The sequence below is a fragment of the Rossellomorea sp. QJM3NY_18 genome, assembly GCF_056173145.1.
The window spans coordinates 3,994,300-4,015,049 of sequence record NZ_CM149659.1 but is presented as its reverse complement, the minus strand read 5'-3'; the positions used below and the strand labels follow the sequence as shown (position 1 = coordinate 4,015,049).

Below are 20,750 nucleotides of genomic sequence, written 5' to 3'. Positions count from 1 at the left end.
ATTTAATTTTATGAAAGAGAGGGTTGGAGAAATTGTTGGAGACCTTACAAGCAGACATCATCATCATCGGTGGAGGAATCGGGGGATGTACGGCTGCACTCGCAGCATCCAAAAGAGGGAAAAAAGTGATCATGACAGAGGAGACCGAATGGATCGGCGGACAGCTAACGAGCCAGGCGGTCCCGCCGGATGAGCACCAATGGATCGAGCAGTTTGGCTGCACAAGGACGTACCGTGAGTTTCGGAACCGTGTGCGGGAGTACTACCGTCGTCACTATCCTCTTAGGGAAGAGGCAAGGCGGGATGAGCGGCTGAATCCAGGAACAGGGTGGGTCAGCAGGCTTTGCCATGAACCAAAGGTGGCTCTTGCCGTGCTTCAGGAAATGCTTATTCCGTATACGAGCAGCGGGAGATTACAAATCCTTACCGACTATAAAATATCGGAGGCTCAGGTTGAGGGGGACGACGTTCAAATTGTCACTGTTCAGCATGCGGACGGACGTTTAAAGAAACTGAAGGGACATTATTATCTCGATGCCACTGAAACTGGAGAGCTTTTGCCGCTGGCGGGAGTGGAGTACGTCACTGGGGCAGAAGCCAAAAAGGATACCGGCGAGCGGCATGCGCCGGAAGAAGCCAGGCCGCAGGATATGCAGTCATTTACGTATGTATTTGCAGTGGATTATGTAGATGGCGGAAATTTTGTCATTGAAAAGCCTGAACAATATGAGTTCTGGAAAGAATATCGTGCCCCTTTTTTACAGCATAAACAGTTAAGCTGGTTCGCTCCCGATGCCCATACGGGTGGTTCGAAGGAATTTGCGATGTTCCACTATGAAGATCTGTGGGGACTGTGGGATTATCGCCGGATCGTGGACCCAACCCTTTTTGTTGAGGGAACCTATGAAGGGGATATTTCCCTAATAAACTGGCCGCAGAATGATTATTGGAGCGGTTCCATCATCGATGTCAGTGCTGAAGAGCGGGAAAAGCATATCCATGAGTCGAAGCAACTGAGCCTTTCCCTGCTGTACTGGCTGCAGACAGAAGCGCCGAGGCCGGATGGGGGCAAAGGGTACCCTGGACTGCGGTTACGAGGGGACATTCTCGGGACGGAAGATGGTCTTGCGAAATATCCTTATATCCGCGAATCACGGAGAATTAAAGCCGTGTCGACGGTAGTCGAAGAAGATATCAATGCCAATACGAGGGAAGGCATCAAACAGGTGGACGATTCTGTTGGGATCGGCTGTTACCGGATCGATCTGCATCCGACGACGGAGACGAATACATTTTTTTATGCTGAGAGCTATCCGTTTGAGATTCCATTGGGGGCTTTGTTGCCGGTTCGGGTGAACAATGTGCTTCCTGCGTGTAAGAATATCGGGTCTACTCATATTACGAACGGCTGCTTCAGGGTGCATCCGGTGGAATGGAATATTGGAGAATCGGCAGGGTATCTTGCGGCATTTGCCATGGAGAAAGGGATCCTGCCACGTGACGTGAGGGAGGATCAAGCGTTGTTGCGGGAGTTTCAGGAAATGCTTGTGGAAGAAGGGATTGAATTGAAGTGGCCTGAGGTCGGGGCGATTTAGGGGAGAACCCTTTTTGTAGAGGGTCTTCCCGAATCGTTTATAAGTCAATAGGTCTAGAAATCGACGTTCAATTTGTCTACAAATGAAGAATATATCCATCTTAATGAACTATTCTGAAGAAGTATTCCTTTTATTCAGAAAATTATGATATAATAAAACCACCACAACATGATAGCGCATACATATAAAACGATTATATGGAGGTACTCTATGAAAAAGTGGTTAATCGGAAAGAAAATGACAATGTCAGCAATGGCCCTCGCACTGACAGTGCCGGCTCTTCAGGCCCCGGCACTCACAGCGGAAGCAGATGAAGGGGAAGCGACGAAGGTTGTGGATGAGGACGGGGTCAGCATCATTGTCAATGCAGAAAATGACCGCAACAATACAAACAAGCTTGTCGTGTTTGATCCGACGTTCAGTTATTTTACCGAAACAAACGGGTCATCGTATGAAGTGATTCTCAAGAAGGATGATGGGAACAGTTATCATGTTGTGTCTTCCGGGCAGGGGGACAGTGCCATTCCTGAAGATGGGGTCGTCCTGTCAACGGGACCGCAAACGACTGATGAGATCATGAGTTTCCTGAAAAGCCTGGAAAAGGGAGAGAGTGTTTCATTCAATGAACCGGTTGAAAAGACCTATGCCAATACATTAGACGATATCGACCCTACCGATGAATCCAACCCTGAAGGAGCACCGTTTCCGGGCAACCGAGGAGCGAACCAGTTACTCCTTTATACACCGGCCTTTGGTTCAAGCACCGGAACGAATCCATATGGATATGAAATTACTGTGACCGATGGTGTCGTAACGAAGATCGGTGGAGGGGACAGTAGCATTCCGGCAAACGGATTTGTCGTAAGCGGACACGGAACAGAAGCGGAATATCTGAAAAAAGCAGAGATTGGGATGAAGGTAGAGTATGATGCAGACGGCAATATTGAATTGATCCGCGACGCGTCCACCTATATTTTTAAAAGTGAACAGACCTTGCAGGAAGCGAAGCAAAGTATCGCTCATGCTGAAGAAAAGTATATCGATGCAGATTTTAATAAGGCCAATGCTTCTGTAGAGGAAGCTGAAAAACTATTGAAGAAAGCAGGACAAATCCAGAGTGAAGATCCTCAAAAGGCGTTGGAATATACGGAGGAAGCGACTCAGGCTGCCTATGACGCGTACTATTATTCCCTTCCTTCTGAAGTAGGGGAGCAGCGAGCCATCTGGTATCGACCAGAAGAGAAGGATCTGGATGATGTCAGGACGACTCTGGACCGAATGGAAGAAGCAGGCTTCAACTCTCTTTATCTCGAAACCACTTTCTGGGGATACACGATTTTTCCGAGTGATACGATGGAAGCCTACGGTCTGCCAAAGCAGCACCCGAACTTCGCCAATCAGGACTATGGGAAATACGGTTCTGACATCCTAAAAGCTTTTATTGAAGAAGGGAAGAAACGGGGAATCACGATTCAATCGTGGACGGATGGCTTTATGATCGGCCATAATAGCCTTGGCCTGCCATCCCAATTCAAGAAATATCCCGAATGGAGCGCGGTACAGCGGAATGATGAGCCAGGTACCCCTGGCAGTGATTCCAGCAGTAATTACTACTGGCTGGATATTGCGAATCCTGACGTCCAGGACTTTATGCTGGATATTTATAAAGAACAGCAGGAGGACTATAAGATCACAGGTGTGAATATCGACTATATGCGTTACCCGCACCATCCGTTTGAGAAGAGCTATGGGTTCAGTTCCTCGAACCGTGAACGTTTCGAAGCAGAATTCGGAGTCGATCCAATGGATTTACAAGAGTCCGATGAGCTATGGGAAGAGTGGGAAAACTGGCTGCGTGAACAGGAAAACATTTTTGTCGACCAGCTTCATGTGCAGAGTAAAGACATCAACCCTGCCTTTATGGTGACAGCCACTCCTGAACCGGGCGCAGAGGCCGTCTTGATCAGTGATTGGGTCGAGGACATTGATGGTGTCATCCCACAGGCGTATGGACATGATTTTAACAGCATCCAATCAACGGTCATCGCCAGTAAAAAGCTGACGCCGCCGTCGATGATGTATTACACAGGAATCTATTCGTTCTATCACCACCTAGGTGAAAAAGCAGCGGTCAATGATGTGTTGGCAGCAGGTCACGGAACGTCCGGCGTGAACATGTTCGCCTTCGGTCAGGCCAGTGCCCCGTCCGTGGACGCATTGGGGAAAGGTCCGTGGAGAAATGCGGCTGTGAATCCCGGGGAAGATCCTAAAGCGGCCGTCCAGGCCACTGTCAAGCAGTTGAAGGAACAGACTGCGGCCATCTATATTCCGAAGGGAGCCGTTAATAAAGAAGAAGGAAAAGAGCTTGAGAATAACCTCCGTAAATGGGAGAAGATGATGGAGCGACCGGATCAGTCTCTTAAGAAAGACAAAGTAGAGGAAGAGTTTGAGAAGACCGTTGAACTGATCAACTCCTTTGAAACATTGAATCCAGTAGTGAAGGATAGAGTAGTAGAGAAGATGGAAAAAGTTCATAAGTGGTTGAATTATTATTTTGAAAAACAGCAGTAAATAAAAAGGTTTTGGGAGAGCATTTCTCCCAAAACCTTTTTTCAGCTTGCAGCCAAGTCCCATTTGGATCTAAGTGCCTCATTCTCACATACCCTAACGCTTTAGGGCCATTCAACTTAATGTCCCCTTCACGATAATGATACCCTTTTTTATAGTAACCTTCGTCATACCAATCCAGGTTATTGTGGACTGTCACCCCACCCATGGCATCAACTAAGGAGCTAAGGGCTTCCATATTTACCTTGATATAGTAGTCGACGGGGATATCTGTGAAATTCTCAACGGTTTCGATGGCCATCTTTGCACCGCCAAAGGCATAAGCATGGTTGATTTTATCTGTTGTACCATGATCGATGATTTCTGTTCTCGTGTCCCGTGGGATACTGATCATCTGCATTTTTTCTTTTTCTGGATTAAGGTCAGACAATTAAAGTATCTGATCTTCCTCTATCGTTTGCCCTCTCGTCTACTCCCATCAGTAAAATGGAAATGGGCTCAACGGGAACATCATTTTTTTGGGACAATACTGGTTTAGGGGTACTATGTTCTCTCTTAACATCTTCATGCATCTCGCTGGTAGTGTTCTTGACCTTATCAATGCTATCTATTTCTTCGATAAATTATGATAAAAGTTCCTAAGGATTTTACTTTAAATCCGACATTTTTCTAGACTTACACTATATATAATGAATATACACATTTCATGACACCGAATGATTATAACGTAAGGGGTGCTTGAATAATGAAGAGAGAAGGTAACTTTATTGTCGGGATGTATTGGGGAACTCTACTAAGTATCCCCCTTTGGGTTTCTTTTTTTGGTTGGGTAAAACTGGTTAAAGGTTTTTTAAATTAATTTACTTCGATAATGGTTATATGTGTGTGTACCTTGTTGGCTTGGGGAAGGGATACATATCATTAAATTAAAATGCAGTTAAGCACCAGGGAGAATTGATAGTGAAATAATATTACCCAATAGTGCAGGTTCACCACCTCCACTATTGGGTATTTATTTTCTCACTTATGCCAGCGACTCTCCCCAACCTTCCCAGCCTCCACAAAATAAGGCCTCACAGAAGTATACCCAATCGAATACAACCCTTCCTCAGGCTTCCAAATCCGATAAGCTCCCAAACTCTTTTTATAGTTATCTGCAAGATCTTCCGGAACAGCATAGTTGCCATCATAGTCCATATTCTCAAACTCCTGCACAGGCAGATAAAAGAGGGCAGATGAAATGGTCCCATCATCAGCAAGTTCCTTTAAAGCGGCTCCCGACGTGGCATGATCCCGGTGGGGGTCGTTGTAGGATAGGGCATGGTGGCGGGCATCGGGGTAGCGTTTGTTCATTTCCTTCATGATCTTCATGACGTCCTCTTTATGGATGTCACCGTCGGGAAGGTCATAGATGTAGACGTTCTCTGGCTTAACTCCCAGCTCTTCGACGGACTTTTTGAATTCTTTTACCCGGGAGTTGCCGAACTCTTCTTTGGAGATGGCGGGCAGGTCTTTGTCTTTTAATTTTTCGTTGACCTTCTTTATTGATTGGCTGGCTTCCCCGTGTGAAAGAAGGACGACGGCTACTTCATTTTCTTTACCGATCTGACGCAGGATGGAGGGGCCGAGACTGAGGGTTTCGTCGTCTGCGTGAGGGGAATAGAAGACAGATGTTTCAGGTTCTTTTTCGAAAAGGGAGCATGCCCCGAGTATGGTTGTTAGTAGTATTATGAGAGAAATATAGACAATGCGCATGATGACCTCCAGGGTGGGAAAATAGTTAAATCTTTACTAATTGATTCTATCAAAGTTTTTTGTGCTGGTGTATACTTTCATAGTAGGAAAGTATAGAACGTGAAGTGAAAGGATCGAAGTATGGAACAAGTTCAACCATTAGAAGAACCAATTCAAGTGAAAAAGAAAAAAAGAGTTTATTCCCTTGATATGCTCAGGGGAATCATTGTAGCGTTATCCGTTTTTCTGAGTACGATTCCTTATGGGAAGATCGACTATCCTTTCTTCCGGCATGCGGAATGGTACGGGGTCACGCTGATTGATATCATTCTCCCTACGTTCATCACCATCTTTGGGGTGAGTATGGCCATTGCCTACCAACGCGGTGTTAAATGGGAAAAGATACTGAAGCGGACGGTTCGTCTCATTGTTTATGGGACCATTTTTACGATTATTGTGGAGTGGACGCTGGATTTCCCTACTCTGCGATTGACCGGTGTGCTACAGATGTTCGCCCTTCTGGGAATCGTAACGGTGCTGATCACGAAGTTTGTTCACTCTCCTTGGAAACTGATGTTGATAGCCTTATTGGTATCCTCTTTATATGGGGGACTGATCCTTCATTCCGGACAATCGTGTGAAGGTGGATTGCCTCAGCCTGATTGCAACCCTTCCCATATGATCGACAGTGCAGTGTTCGGGGAAGCGCATTTGTATCATGAAGGGGAACGAGGCTATGATCCGGAAGGCCTGGTTACCAGTTTGTCGGCATTATCAAATGTTCTTTTTGGATATGCATTTGGACGCTTGATCCTCACACGTAAAAAAACAGGTGCATGGCGAGAGCTGTTGGGGATTGGTATTGTATTGATTGCCCTTTCCCTTGTATGGGATCACTTCCTTCCATATAACAAAAGGCTTTGGACACCGGCGTTTGCTATACTGGCAGCAGGCTTTGCATCCAGCATGCTTTCAGTTTTGTATCTCGTGTTCGATAAGAGGAAAGTGGACGCGAAAGAAACGGCATTGAAGCCGGTCGTATGGTTTTTGGAAGCGTATGGGCGCAATAGCTTCTTAATCTATTTCGGCAAGTTCATGCTTGGATCCGTGTTGATCCATCTTTCAGTCATGGACGATGGCATCGAGAAATCATGGTCGAGGATGATCAATGAGTGGATGGCCACTTTTGCCCCTCATCCTCAACTGGCATACGGTCTGCTTAACCTGTTATTCTGGACGATCGTTGCCTTTATCTGTCATAGGAAGAAATGGTATTTGAAGGTGTAGAAAGAAGAAGGTCCGTCCCTCTTTTGAGAGGGGCGGACCTTCTTTATTTTTGTTGACTGAGGGTCTTTTCGAAGAGGAGGCTTGAGTAGGTTCTTGAATATTTTAAGATGGTTTCCCCGACTTCCTCTGCTGGGTAAGAAAATAAAGGCTCAAATAATGCCCGGTTGCTTTCGGTACCAAAGGCATCGATGAACCTATACGTCAATGTAAGCTCGACCAGGGTGGTAGTGAAATAAATTTCAAGCTGGGTCACAGTTTCATTTGGAAAGTCTTCCTTTTCAAGCTGTTCCTTATAAAGGGATAGGAGTGTATCCATCTCTTTCTCAATCCTGGCTTGTGCCCGGTTCATCAGCTTCGAAACGCCTTCTAAATCAGGGTAGGTCGAGTTTGATAGAAGAGGGTGAAGGATCCCGTGAAGCGCTTTGGTGGATTCACCATGAAGAACGATGGCCAACATTAGGTTTTGTCTGAATTCCTCTTCTGTAGGTGATTGTTTCATCGTCTGGAGTAAACGGGTATTTACTTCTTCACGAAGTTCGTCTTGATCAAGGTGGATCATAAGTTTCTTAAAGATGGTTGCGACAGATTGTGTGAGAGATTCCAATTGTAAGCCTTCTTTCTTATGTATGATCGTTATCTGTTACTATTTTACCATTAAAATACAGAAAATTCTATTAATTATTTTGGATAAAAAATGCGCTCTTGTAAGAGCGCATCCTGATTATTCATTTCCAACAATAGTAGACCAAATCTCCTCTTCCACCTTAGCAGAGACTGCGTTGGGTCCACCAAGGATTGTTGCCATATAGGTAGAATCCATCATTAAATCCCTAATCTCAGGATGAAGTTCATTCGGAGGCGTCAGTAATAGTGGCCCTCCCCAATTAGCGGCCAGGACAGATCCAGTCAGGGCGTCGGCGAACTGAGTGCCCGTTGCAACGAATACAAACTGAGTCGACATATCGAACTCGTGAATGATGTTCGCGTTGGTTTCGTAACGGTTTAAACCTGCGATCCTTGTCGGCATGTTTAACTTCTTCAGGACAGTATTGCTTACCACTCCTGTACCGCCGATGACATAGTTGGTATCATATGACTTGGCTTGAGTCAGGCTGGAAGCAGGGATGCTGTCTTTATCGGATAGTAGGATCGGATATCCATATTGTGCAGCGATGGATGCAATCGATAAGGCATCCGGATAATTCTTTCCACTCACCACTACGGCTGCATCATTGTGTGGAAGCTTCTTTGCAATGGCTACAGCTGTTTCATACCGGTCATTTCCGCTGATGCGGGACACAGTGACGCCAAGGGCTTTCAGTTCTTTCACAACATTATCAGAAATGACACCGGGTCCCCCAAGGATCGTCACTTTCCCTACTTCCAGGTCTTGGATCGCTCTTTTGACCGTGGGATGGAGGGTGTTTTTTCCCGTTAATAGGATGGGAGCATCCCTGTGATAGGCAAGTGGTGCCCCTGCCAGGGCATCCGGGAAGTTGGTGCCTGTCGCCAGGATGATTTCATCAGCATAATCAAATCCTTGATAAGCAATTTCAAGGGCCGTTTCATACCGGTCCGCTCCATACAGTCGGTCTACGCCGGCTTCAATGAGTTCCTGAGTCGGCATGAAGACGTATTCTTCCCCGTTAGCAAGGTTGTGTCGATCCCGAACAGATATATAATAGGTACCTGGAGTGACAGAATAGATGGACAAGGAACCAATCGTCTCATCTGCACTCGCTTCTACAGGTGCAATCTTATTTTTATTCTCATCGTATAAAGTAATATCGAATAGAATACTTGGGTCGTCAGCCCAGCTGCCACCATATATTTCAAATGGATCATCTGTCTCTACCTGTATTTTAAACATATCGATATCATCTTTCGAGAAGGTCCCTGTAATTAAATCTTCTAAATAAATATCATTGGCCGCGGTAAAGCTGTCATTCGGCTCTTCCTCTGTAAATAAGCCTTCCCAGTCATAAGCCAACAAGTCCATCTTTTTTTCTACTGGACCTTCAGCTGAAACCGGTGAACCAAGGAAACTGGAAGCTAGTAAAACTGAACTGATAGAAGCAAATAAACCTTTTCTCATCTTTCTTTCCCCCGATTGTTTTCATCTATATTTTTTAGTAAACACTGTTCAATAACGATGAACAGAAATTGATGTAGAATTGGCACTCCCATACCAACGGATTCTCACATCTAGAATAGTATAATCGCGTTTTCGGATTTTTTCTAGATGGTTTGAAATAAATATTTTTCGCCTATTTTTGACATGAACCAAGGTGATTGAAATGGGAGTGAACCGGGTATAATTTAAGGGTTGTTTACATTTCGATGACTGAATAGAAACCAAATGTATTTTTTGCTATACTTACAGAAGTGAATAAAGATAATCTCTCCATATTGAAAGGGGAACAACATACATGAGCAAGGTCCTTGTCACAGGCGGAGCCGGATTTATAGGCTCACATATTGTAGAAGAATTATTAAATAATAACGAGCAAGTAGTCGTGATAGATAATTTCTCCATGGGTTCATTGGATAATCTTCCGAAAAGCAGCCAATTGACGGTTGTCGAAGGGGATATTTCCGTAAGGGAAACGATAACGGATTTATTTCAGCAGCACCAATTCAAAAAAATATTCCACTTGGGTGCGATCGCAAGTGTGGCTGCCTCGGTTGAAGACCCGCTTCATACCCATCAGACGAATTTGGAAGCGACTTTATACTTATTAGAAGAAGCACGGAAGCAAGGTGGCTTGGAACGCTTCGTATTTGCTTCATCTGCCGCAGTATATGGGGATGAACCGACACTTCCAAAGAAAGAAACGTCAGCGATCAGACCACTCACGCCATATGCCATTGATAAATTTGCTTCAGAGCAGTACGTGCTGGCGTTTAGCCGGTTATACGATATTCCGACTGCAGCCGTCCGTTTCTTCAATGTTTTTGGAAACAGACAAAATCCATCTTCGCCGTATTCAGGAGTCGTATCGATCCTGACAGATAAATTTAAACAGCTGGTTAAAAAGGATGAGACATCCTTTACTCTATTTGGAGATGGAGAACAAACGAGAGATTTCATCTATGTAAAAGATGTCGTTCAAGCCATCTTCCTTGTTTCCGAAACGCCGGGTGCCATAGGGAAGGTTTTCAATGTTGGAACGGGTGGATCGACAAGCCTGAACGACCTGATTGGCTTATACGAAGAAATTACGGAAACCACATTACCAATCGAGAAAAAAGAAGAACGTTCAGGGGATATTAAAGAATCATACTCTGATATCTCGGAACTGAAATCCCTTGGATTCGAACCGAAGTTCACGATGAGAGAGGGACTTTTGGAATATTGGAACAAGGAAAACGAATAATAGAAAGGGCCGTATCCCGGGAGATACGGCCCTTTTTATGTCGTTTGAAGGAGATAATATTACAGAAAACGGGGAAATATGACGGACTTTGTTACATAAATGTAAAATTATTTCGAAAACTTTAATGGTAAGATGGGTTTTGTAGAATTATAGAGAAATAGAGAAGGGGAATTGAGAAATGTTGAATAATCGCAAACCTGTATCTATTACCTTCGTCACGGTTATAAGCTTTTTGTTCCTATTGTTATTTCAGACCTCTGCATCGGCTGCAGATACACAAATAAATAGAGTAAGCGGTGTAGATCGTTATGAAACGGCGGTCAAAGTTTCCAAGCAGGGCTGGAGCAGTGCGAATACAGTCGTGATCGCAGTGGGGAATAACTTTCCTGATGCACTGGCTGGAGCTCCATTAGCAGATAAACATAATGCGCCGATCCTGTTAGTAACCAAGGACAGTGTGCCGAATAGTGTGAAAGAAGAATTAAAACGATTAAAACCGAGTAAGGCATACATATTAGGTGGAAGTTCCGTCATTTCACCGGCCGTTGAAAGTCAGCTTAAAAGTTTAGGCATCACCAGTACAAGAGTGGCAGGGGAGAACCGATATGAGACAGCGGCAAAAATCGCTCAATTAGTAGGTGGATCCCAGGCGATCGTTACATACGGCAGAGATTTCCCGGATAGTCTGGCCATTGCTCCTGTTGCTGCGAGTAAATCGATCCCGATCCTATTAACCGAGAAAAATCATGTTCCGGAAGAAACGAAAAAGGCTTTAAGTAAATATAGTTCATCCATCCTTATCGGGGGAACCGGTGTCATCAGTGATGGAGTGAAGAACCAATTACCAAGGGCTACACGTATTTCAGGAAAAGACCGATACGATACAGCGACAAAAGTGGCTGAGAAGTATTACTCAGCATCCAACAGTACCGTCATCGCTACAGGTGAAAGCTATGCAGATGCATTGACCGGATCTGTGCTGGCAGCGAAAAAAGGATCACCGGTTATGTTGATTCAATCCAATAACGTCCCGTCTTCTGTAAAGTCGACCGTGGATAAGTTGGGGATCAATCAGTTCACGATCATCGGTGGAACGTCTGTCATATCTGAAAAGGCTCAAAGTCTATTTTCTTTCGATACAGGTGCTTTGATCAAAACGGCAAAGCAATATCTCGGGACTCCTTATAGATGGGGAGGCACGACGCCAAGTGGATTTGACTGCAGTGGTTATTTGAACTATGTATATGTTAAATATGATATTGATTTACCCCGGACAACAGCGGATATCTGGAATTTCGGAAGCCGTTCAAAATCTCCGGAAGTAGGGGATATCGTCATGTTTGAAACGTATAAACCAGGTCCGTCCCATGGAGGTATCTACATTGGAAACAATGAATTTATCCATGCAGGCGATCGTGGGGTAGAGATTACAAGCATGAATAACGTATACTGGAAACCTCGTTATTTAGCTGCTGTAAAGGTAGTAAATTAATAGATTGATAGAAACTGTTTGCCGGAATTGGCAGGCAGTTTTTTCTATTTACCCGGATGTGAGTTCTCTTAAACACTTCTTTTGGAGTAGAAAATTGATAGAACGTAAAATGCAATAGTTATAATATATTATTTTTTCTGAAAATAACGTCTCCTTTTATTGACTAAAGAAGATAGTGGGCTTAAAATGGAAAATAGAGTTCGAATTTTTCCATAATTATATTTTTTTGGAAGATACGGAGTATTTCGGACTAATACTAAACTATCAAGGGGGAAAACGGGTTGACGTTTAAGAAAAAGGTATTTTCGGTCATGGCTAGTGCAGCTTTGGTAGCTTCTTCTTTCGCTGGTGTAACAACTTTCAATCCTGATAAAGCGGATGCAGCTTTACAGGAAACGAAAAAATTCAAGGTTTCTAATTTCTCGGAAGTCGTAGCGCTTTCAATGAGTAATCAAGCTGTACAGGAGCTTGTAATTGTAGGGAACGGTAAGGTAGATGCGACAGGTCAATTAGAAAAGCTTGGCGTTAAAGTGAAACAGAATTACAAGAACTATGTTTACCTTGCAGATGTACCGACGCGCAAAGTGATGGAGGTTCTTGATCTTAAGAGTGTCCGTACTGTAGGGAAAAACAGTGAAATCCAATTAGGTGAAGTGAAGGATCCTGAATTGGAAGTCAAGAACCAAGATAAAGTGGATCAGGATGCGGTCGTTAAACCGAATCAGGCAGAAACCCATGCTCCAACTGGAGTGGATGATTTCCACGATAAGTTTGATGGCAGTGGCGTACGTATCGGGATCATTGACTCAGGTCCGGATCCAGGTCACGAATCCTTTACAGAAGGTTTGGAAGAGGGAACCCGCAAATACGGGGATTCCAAAATTGTTGCAGTAAGGGACTACACGATTTCGAATCGCCAACTTGGGTACGGTATAGAAGATCGTTATAAAGAATACTTAGGCAGCGGTTTGAACTACCTTGCTGAGGGAGACGTACTATTCGATGGTGGGCATTCTGAAGGGGACTCCGTTACTGTAGGGGAAACTACATATAACACAGCAGGGATTGACGCTTCCGATGATACCTTATTCTTTGGTAGGACGGCATTTGAGAAAAATCCGGAGCCGGTAGGAAGTCCATATTGGACGAACCAGGATTTAAATGCTGACGGAACAAATGGCAATACAGATAACTTCACTGTTTTACTCGCTGGGGACAAAGTCTATATCGATACAGATATGGATAATGACTTCACTGATGAAACGGCTTATGCAAATAATGAAACAGGTACATTCGATGTGAATGTGGAAGATGACAAGTACGGAGCGAACTTCCGTGTCAATGATATGGAGTTGGACTGGTTCGGTGCAGGCTTGAAGAAGATTAATCTATTCACTGACTTCAATGGGCACGGCTCTCACGTTTCAGGTATCTCGGCTGCAAATGGCCCTGCAAGAGCAAATGCATTCGGAGCTGTAGCGGGTGAAGGGGTTGCGCCTGGTGCTGAACTTGTTGGTATGCGTGTGTTTAAAGCTGAAGGCGGAGCGCCTACATTCAGTATCCAAAAGGCTATGGTTGATGCTGCGCTTCCAGAATCCGAAGGTGGTTTCGGAGTCGATGTTGCCAACTTAAGCTTAGGTTCTTCACCGGATTTAAATGATGGTTTAGGTTCTTATGGGGAATTAATGACCGTTTTAAGTGAAGATACGGATATTGTATTCGTTACATCTGCCGGTAATGCAGGACCCGGGGTCGATACTGTTGGATCACCTGGAGACGTAGCACCTATCATCTCGGTTGGTGCACATATCACGGCTGACATGTGGGCAAAGGAATACAACTCATATCCTTATGGTAAAAACGCGGACGGCACTCCGAAAGAAGGACAGGGATTATGGTACTTCTCTTCTGTAGGACCGAACGAAGCTGGAAACCAAAAGCCTGATATCGTTGGACCGGGATCTGCTTTTGCCGCTCATCCGGTACAAAATGGACCGTATGTCGTCATGCAGGGTACAAGTATGTCTTCTCCATATGTAGCTGGTGCAGTGGCACTGCTTAAATCTGCTGCGGAGAAAGATCGTATTCCATTTAACTATGAAATTGCCCGTGAAGCATTGATTGCAACGGCCAATCACTTGGATGGATACAACCGCGCGCAAGAAGGTGGAGGACTGATCGATGTCCCGGCAGCTTATGAGTATCTGCGCAAGAATTTCATTTCTGACATTAAAGATGTAGACGTAACGGTCTATCATGGAGAGAAAGTCTCCGGAGGTCCTGGTCTATACGTAAGAAATAAAGAAATCCCTGAAAAAGTTGAAGTATTAGTAGAAAACAAGTCGGATGAAGATAAGAAGCTGGATGTATCTCCAACAGGGGACTGGATCAAGCCATCTGTTACAGAATTAAATCTTAAAGCCGGAGAAAGCAAAACGATCACGGTTGATTATGACTCGTCGAAATTAGAGACAGGTGTGAATGCTGAAACTTTGGTATTCGATGATGCATCTACTCCTTATGTAGAAGCGAGATCCGCTCAAACAATTGTCACTGGTTATGAGTTTAACCAAGACAATCGTTTCCGTTTCCGCGAAGAAGGTGAAGTTCAATCTTCTCAAACAAAAGGGTATACATTTGATGTAAAACCTGGTGTAAGTGAAGTTCGTTTCTCACTGAACGCACTAAGTGAAAACGAAGATTATAAGGGCCGAGTCCGCGCGATCGTCTTTAATCCTGATGGAGTGGAAGTAAGTGAATTCCAAGGATATGCCGGATACGGTGGATTAGGTGTTGAAGACCATGTATTCAAGTCTCCTAAACCAGGGGTATGGGAAGTACATGTATACGGAACTTCTGGACCTGAAAAAGGTAAAGAAGTCAATAAATATCAATTAGAGGCTGTCGTTCAGGACGTGGTTGCTGAACCAGGTGAAATCGACTTGGGTAATGCTGCAGCCGGCAGTGAAATGACGAAATCTGTCACATTCTCAAACTACTTATCTGAAGCAAGAGATGTGAAGGTTGTGGGTGCACCGTTTAGTACGCCTAAGATTTCTTCCAAGAAGGTAGAAGTACCGGGTAACAACGATTACTACTTTGAAGATATCAAAGTGAAGAACAACGTATCTTTAGAAGTCCAAACGTCCAATCCATCCCATCCAACTGACGATATAGATTTATATATCTATAATTCAAAAGGTAACCTGGTATCCTATTCTGCAGGTGCCACATCTGACGAAAAGGTTTCCTTGACGTCATTACCGGATGATACGTACACCATTGCCATTGAAGGGTACGCAACAATGGATCCGACAACGACTCTTGATCTATCAATCAATGAGTTCGGAGTACTTTCTCCTGGTGAAAAAGGGAAAGGGAAAGTGGATGTTAACGCGTCACAAAACCTTAAAGTAGGAAAATCCTTAAAGGCTGATGTAAACATTACCACTCCATCCGAGTCAGTCAGCTCAATCGGAGCAGTATATTTACTTGACGCCAAAACAGATGAAGTACTATCACTTCTACCTATTAAAGTAGACGGTGACATCATCTCCGAAGTGTCTGGTCTGAATCGTGAAGGTACGGCAATTGAAGTGTCCAAGAACCTTCATGAAGACGGATTTGCAGATGACCATAAATACAAAACGGTTATCCTTTCTACAGGATATAACTTCCCTGATTCCTTATCCGCTGGTCCTTTAGCATCTGCAATCGATGCGCCGATCCTGCCGGTAGGAAGCAATGGAAAGCTTTCGAAAGAAGTGTTGAATGAAATTGAACGACTTGGTGCTGAGAACGTGTACATCCTGGGTGGAGAAGGTGTCGTATCTGCCGATGTATTTGCACAGTTAAACAGCATTTCGATCAATTCTTCCGATATTGAACGTTTAGAAACAGATGGAATGCTGAACCGTTATGGTACAAACCTTGCCATCGTTTCGAAACTTCAAGAGCTTGGATTCAAAGGGAACGGAGTATTCGTTGCAACTGGTAAGAACTTTGCAGATGCATTAAGTGCTGCAGCTATTGCCGGTGCTAATGATATGCCGATCGTATTAACAGATGGCAAAGGTCTATCCGACGAAGCAAAGGCGATTCTTGAAGATGAGAAGGTCTATGTGCTTGGTGGTAAATCAGCTGTTCCTGAAAGTGTTGTAGCAGAAGCCAAGAAGGTTGCCGTAGACGTGAAGGTGCTTTCTGGTGTGAACCGTTACGGTACACTGGCAGCAATCCTCGGTGAGTTCGCTAACAGCACAGACAAATTGTATGTTGCAAGCGGCAAGAACTTCCCTGATGCGTTATCTGCTGCTCCACTTGTAACAGATAACTCAGGATTATTATTACTGACAGATCCAAACGGATTACCTAAAGAAGTGGATGCGTTCTTAACGAAGTATCTGTATCAGAACAAAATCTCTTCTGTCACTGTGCTTGGTGGTAAAGGCGCAGTTGGTGAAGGTGCAAGAGAAGATCTTCAGGAAAAAGTATCAAACTAATAGAGTAAGCCATGTTGAGCCATCCGCTGTTTATAGCGGGTGGTTTTTTTATGGAGGTCTTTAAGACTATCATTCTGAAAATTTCCGGAATTCATGGACAGACCTACCACCTTCTTATATACTTTTTACAGATGATGTAAATGACATTCAACTGAGAGGGGAGTCGCTTGATGAAGATGAGGGTCATCGTTTCTATTATTTTTTTAGTAGCTTGTGTTGTACTTCCAAACGGATTTGTACAGGCAGAAAATGAAAATAACGTTCGGGTTTTGATTGTGCATAAAGATAAAGGGGATGTGTCGACCCAGTCATCGACTGCATCAGAGGACAAATACGAGGTAGTGTCGGTCCCCAAGCAGGATGTTTCAAATGCTCTATCAAAACTCAATAGAGATAGAGATATAGAATCGGCCGAGGTCGATCAGCTTGTTTATACTCAGGCTCTTCCGCCGAACGATACGTATTTTGATAAACAGTCCCGGGACTTCGGGGTTATGAAGGTGCGAGAAGCATGGGAACAGTATGAACCGGCAGAAGAAGTGACTGTAGCGATCGTTGATTCAGGCATCGACCTGAAACATCCCGAGCTACGTAGCAGATTAATAGAAGGAAAGAACTTTATACATGAAGATGAGCCTCCCATTGATAGTACAGGACACGGTACTCATGTAGCGGGACTGGTGGGGGCTGTGACCAATAATAAAATGGGCATTGCCTCGGCCGCTAAAAACGTGAAAATTATGCCAGTAAAAGTGTTTGAAGGTAAGACTACATATATGTCCACGGTTATACAGGGTATTCGATATGCTGTTGACCACGGGGCGGATATCATCAATTTAAGCCTCGGAAGCTATAACAATATGAATGCCCTGGAAGACGCCATTGATTACGCTGTGGACAAAGGGGTCCTCGTAGTGGGGGCTGCCGGCAATGATAATGACCATGCGGTTCTTTATCCGGCGACGTATCAGGATGTTCTGGCTGTCGGGAGTGTGGACAGTGCAAAAGGGACGAAGTCTGCGTTCTCCAATTACGGTGAAACCGTGGATGTATCCGCTCCCGGTACGAATATTTTCAGTACATGGATGAATGGGTATGAGACATTGGATGGTACCAGCATGTCCACGGCCATCGTAAGCTCGGTTTCCTCCATGGTGAAGCAGCAGTATCCTTTCCTGACAGGTTTGCAGGTGAAGGATACTATTGAAAACTCGGCCACGCCATTACCTGAAATCGAACTATTGGGGAAAGGCTTGATCAATGCAGAGGAAGCATTGAACTACGTCAAAATAAAAAACCGCATCTATGGACAGACATCAGTGGAAACGGCCGTAAAAATATCTCAAAATGGCTGGCCGGCTTTAAAGGAGAAAGAACTGAAGATAGATGGAGAAACATTGAATGGCTCGTTTGTTATTCTGGCAAGCGGTGACTCCTTCCCTGACAGCTTAGCGGCTTCTCCACTGGGAGCTTATTTGGACAGCCCGATCCTTTTAGCGAAAAATGGTACGTTGAGTGAATCGGTCAAGAAAGAGTTACTGAGGTTAAACCCATCTCACGTATTAATGATGGGTGGGCAAAATGCCATCTCAAGCGGGGTAGAAAATGAAGTGAAGAATCTGGAAATCGATACCCGGAGGATTTATGGGCTGGACCGATATGAAACAGCGATAGCGATCAGTGAGCTGATTCCGTATACATCCAATAAAGCGTTTATCGTTTCAGGACAAAACTATCCTGATGCACTTTCAGTTGCTTCCTATAGTGGAAGGCTGCAATATCCCGTTCTCTTTGTTCAAAAAAACAATATTCCACAGACCGTTCGCAGTTATATGGAAGAGAACGATATTTCCAAAACGTACGTCATCGGCGGTCAAGGAATCATATCTTCGAATGTAGAGAATAACCTGCCGGGCCACTTCCGTATTTTTGGAGTGGATCGTTATGATACCAATATGAAAGTTCATCAGACGTTTGCTTCAAAAGGATCTGAGTCACTATACTTTGCCACGGGTAAAAAGTTTCCCGATGCCCTTAGCATCAGTTCCCTGGCTTCAAGAACCGACAGCCCGATCGTTCTGGTGGATAACAAGGAAAACAGTGATTTACAAAAATCCATCAACGTATTTACGAATCGAAAATCGTATCACATTCTGGGAGGGCCAGGCGCCATACCAATTCAAAAGGCATGGCAAATCGATCAGTATATGAAGAGCGAGTAAGATAGGGAGAATATCTCTCTATCTTTTTTTGCCCTGTAAGTATTAAAGTTTACTAGATACTATGATAAGATGGAATAAAATAACATAAAAAGGGGAATACAATGAATTCTAAAATGAAGAAACTGGTTTCTGGAATCGCGGCTGTAGCTCTTACTGCAACATTGGCGAATCCCATCACATCTAAAGCGGCAGGATACGAGAACCCTTCAAAATATGAAATCAATCAACTACTGACGGAAGCGGCAATGAAATACGACGTACCGGCAGAAGTCGTGAAGGCACTCGCTGCCGAGGAAAGTGGCTGGAAGCAATTCACGAGTGAAGGAGAACCGAACATATCCGGTGATGGCGGTATCGGGATCATGCAGGTGACCAATACATCCGGCTACGATGTAGAGCGATTGAAAAGCGATATTGCCTTCAATATTGAAGCGGGAATCAAGATTTTAAACAAAAAATGGGAGCTTGGCGAGAAAGGTCTGACAGACTGGAATCGTTCCACGAGCATTCCGACCATCGGTGACAATGAGCGGGATATCATCGAGAACTGGTATTTTGCCATTTTAGCTTACAATGGACAGGTTCAAGAGAACAGTCCCATAAAGATGGCGACTGGTGAAAGAAACTTCGGTAGCTATCAGGAACGTGTATACGCCGAGCTTTCAAGTGGAAATCCGGGGATCTTCCCGAATGATGTAGTCGAAATCCCATTCGCAAAAGAGGACTTCACTTATACTGGAGACCCGAACTACTATCTTCTATTTAATAAAAAGCAATATGAGGTTGAAGGTCTTTCCCATACCACGAGACACTCTTATCAGCCGGGGGATTTAGTCATCTCTGCCAATGGATCGAAGTTTAGAGAAGGGCCGAGCTCTGATACGAAAGAAGTTTCTACTAAACTTCCAGCAGGGGAAACGGAAGTCCTAGAAATCCTTAAAGGGTTCGAGTATGACACATCCAAAAATCCCAATCACTTCGTCTGGTACGATGTTGAACGGGAAGACAATAAGCAGGAAGCATATGTTGCTTCAAGTGAACTGAACAAAATCGGGGAGAGGCTGTCCGGAATCGATCGGATCAAGACGGCGGTGGACATTTCTCAAGCTGGGTGGAACCAGGCGGATACCGTGGTCCTTGCTCAAGGATATAATTTCCCTGACGCACTGACGGGTGGCCCCCTTGCATATAAAAATGATGCGCCGCTTCTTTTAACGGATAAAACGAAACTAACGGAAGCAACTAAGAACGAAATTCAACGCCTGAAAGCATCAAAGGTCATCATACTCGGAGGGGAAGGCGCAGTTGGCAAGGGCGTCATGGACACCCTTGAAGGAATGGGATTGAAGGTGGACCGCATCGGTGGAATCAACCGTTACGAGACGGCTCAGCTGATTTCGGAACAGGTAGCGGCGAACCCCGATAAAGCGATCATTGCTTCAGGTAAGAACTTCCCGGACGCTCTCTCTGTCGCTCCTTATGCGTCGGTTAAAGGATATCCGATCCTTCTCTCGGCGAAAGATTCTGTGTCATCCTACACAACGGAAGCTCTGAATGGAGTGGACAGTACGATTGTCGTTGGAGGAGAAGGTGTCATTACCAACGAAGTCATGAATAAGGTGAAAGGAGAACAGAGGGTTAGCGGGATCGATCGTTATGAAACGTCCCTTGAAATTGCGAGGAAGCTGCCACTGTCCAACCCAGGGAAGGACGTACTTGTAGCAAGCGGGAAGAATTATCCTGATGCGCTATCGGGATCGGTTTTAGCAGCGAAGCAGCAAGCTCCACTGCTGTTATCGAATCCTGAGCAGCTGCCGACAAGCGTCAATAATTTCATCATGTCAAAAAGATACAAAGAGTTCTTCCTCCTTGGAGGTCCAGGGGCGATTAATGTGGAAGATGAGCTTGGAGATTTATACAAAAAGCTGTATTATTAAGATATAAAGGTAAGACTCTATCGATTATCGATAGAGTCT

11 protein-coding genes and 1 pseudogene are annotated in these 20,750 nt (G+C 44.5%); 8 read left to right on the top strand and 4 right to left on the bottom strand.

From position 1 onward, the window contains the following. Positions 1-32: 32 nt before the first annotated feature. Positions 33-1,595: an FAD-dependent oxidoreductase gene (locus AC0VXY_RS20635; RefSeq protein WP_475526387.1), complete on the top strand. Its 1,563-nt coding sequence runs from the start codon at positions 33-35 to the stop codon at positions 1,593-1,595. Positions 1,596-1,805: 210 nt separating this feature from the next. Beyond that, complete coding sequence (locus AC0VXY_RS20630) at positions 1,806-4,166, top strand: glycoside hydrolase family 10-like protein (RefSeq protein WP_475526386.1); 2,361 nt, start codon at positions 1,806-1,808, stop codon at positions 4,164-4,166. Positions 4,167-4,224: 58 nt separating this feature from the next. Here AC0VXY_RS20630 and AC0VXY_RS20625 read toward each other — a convergent pair. Both AC0VXY_RS20625 and AC0VXY_RS20620 read right to left on the bottom strand, forming a co-directional pair. Continuing rightward, a pseudogene (locus tag AC0VXY_RS20625) lies at positions 4,225-4,660 on the bottom strand (LCP family glycopolymer transferase); the annotation flags it as partial. 523 nt (positions 4,661-5,183) lie between these two features. Beyond that, complete coding sequence (locus AC0VXY_RS20620) at positions 5,184-5,918, bottom strand: PIG-L family deacetylase (RefSeq protein WP_475526385.1); 735 nt, start codon at positions 5,916-5,918, stop codon at positions 5,184-5,186. A 120-nt stretch (positions 5,919-6,038) separates the two neighbouring features. Here AC0VXY_RS20620 and AC0VXY_RS20615 point away from each other — a divergent pair, with 120 nt between their 5' ends. Next, the gene (locus AC0VXY_RS20615) at positions 6,039-7,184 is read left to right on the top strand and encodes an acyltransferase family protein (protein WP_475526384.1); all 1,146 of its coding nucleotides are present in this window, start codon (positions 6,039-6,041) and stop codon (positions 7,182-7,184) included. A 43-nt stretch (positions 7,185-7,227) separates the two neighbouring features. Here AC0VXY_RS20615 and AC0VXY_RS20610 read toward each other — a convergent pair whose 3' ends face one another. Both AC0VXY_RS20610 and AC0VXY_RS20605 read right to left on the bottom strand, forming a co-directional pair. Then, on the bottom strand, positions 7,228-7,788 hold the full coding sequence (locus tag AC0VXY_RS20610; protein ID WP_475526383.1) for a hypothetical protein: 561 nt from the start codon (positions 7,786-7,788) through the stop codon (positions 7,228-7,230). Between the two features lie 117 nt (positions 7,789-7,905). Continuing rightward, positions 7,906-9,279 (bottom strand): cell wall-binding repeat-containing protein, encoded by a 1,374-nt coding sequence (locus AC0VXY_RS20605; RefSeq protein WP_475526382.1) that lies wholly within the window; start codon positions 9,277-9,279, stop codon positions 7,906-7,908. A gap of 334 nt (positions 9,280-9,613) precedes the next feature. Between AC0VXY_RS20605 and AC0VXY_RS20600 the strand changes: the two genes are divergently transcribed. The 5 genes from AC0VXY_RS20600 to AC0VXY_RS20580 all read left to right on the top strand — a co-directional run bounded on the left by AC0VXY_RS20600 (position 9,614) and on the right by AC0VXY_RS20580 (position 20,711). Continuing rightward, complete coding sequence (locus AC0VXY_RS20600) at positions 9,614-10,561, top strand: NAD-dependent epimerase/dehydratase family protein (protein WP_475526381.1); 948 nt, start codon at positions 9,614-9,616, stop codon at positions 10,559-10,561. Positions 10,562-10,739: 178 nt separating this feature from the next. Next, complete coding sequence (locus AC0VXY_RS20595; protein WP_475526380.1) at positions 10,740-12,053, top strand: cell wall-binding repeat-containing protein; 1,314 nt, start codon at positions 10,740-10,742, stop codon at positions 12,051-12,053. Between the two features lie 281 nt (positions 12,054-12,334). Then, positions 12,335-16,552, top strand: a complete 4,218-nt coding sequence (locus AC0VXY_RS20590) for a cell wall-binding repeat-containing protein (protein ID WP_475526379.1) — start codon at positions 12,335-12,337, stop codon at positions 16,550-16,552. Between the two features lie 170 nt (positions 16,553-16,722). Further along, entirely contained in the window at positions 16,723-18,774 is a 2,052-nt protein-coding gene (locus AC0VXY_RS20585) for a S8 family serine peptidase (RefSeq protein WP_475526378.1), read from the top strand. Positions 18,775-18,875: 101 nt separating this feature from the next. Next, positions 18,876-20,711, top strand: coding sequence for a cell wall-binding repeat-containing protein (locus tag AC0VXY_RS20580; protein WP_475526377.1), 1,836 nt, complete (start codon positions 18,876-18,878; stop codon positions 20,709-20,711). Positions 20,712-20,750 lie beyond the last annotated feature (39 nt).

Coding starts and splice junctions, on each gene's coding strand:
- AC0VXY_RS20615 (WP_475526384.1), top strand. CDS start 6,039: ATGGAACAAGTTCAACCATTAGAAGAACCAATTCAAGTGAAAAAGAAA.
- AC0VXY_RS20630 (WP_475526386.1), top strand. CDS start 1,806: ATGAAAAAGTGGTTAATCGGAAAGAAAATGACAATGTCAGCAATGGCC.
- AC0VXY_RS20580 (WP_475526377.1), top strand. CDS start 18,876: ATGAATTCTAAAATGAAGAAACTGGTTTCTGGAATCGCGGCTGTAGCT.
- AC0VXY_RS20585 (WP_475526378.1), top strand. CDS start 16,723: ATGAAGATGAGGGTCATCGTTTCTATTATTTTTTTAGTAGCTTGTGTT.
- AC0VXY_RS20595 (WP_475526380.1), top strand. CDS start 10,740: ATGTTGAATAATCGCAAACCTGTATCTATTACCTTCGTCACGGTTATA.
- AC0VXY_RS20620 (WP_475526385.1), bottom strand. CDS start 5,918: ATGCGCATTGTCTATATTTCTCTCATAATACTACTAACAACCATACTC.
- AC0VXY_RS20605 (WP_475526382.1), bottom strand. CDS start 9,279: ATGAGAAAAGGTTTATTTGCTTCTATCAGTTCAGTTTTACTAGCTTCC.
- AC0VXY_RS20600 (WP_475526381.1), top strand. CDS start 9,614: ATGAGCAAGGTCCTTGTCACAGGCGGAGCCGGATTTATAGGCTCACAT.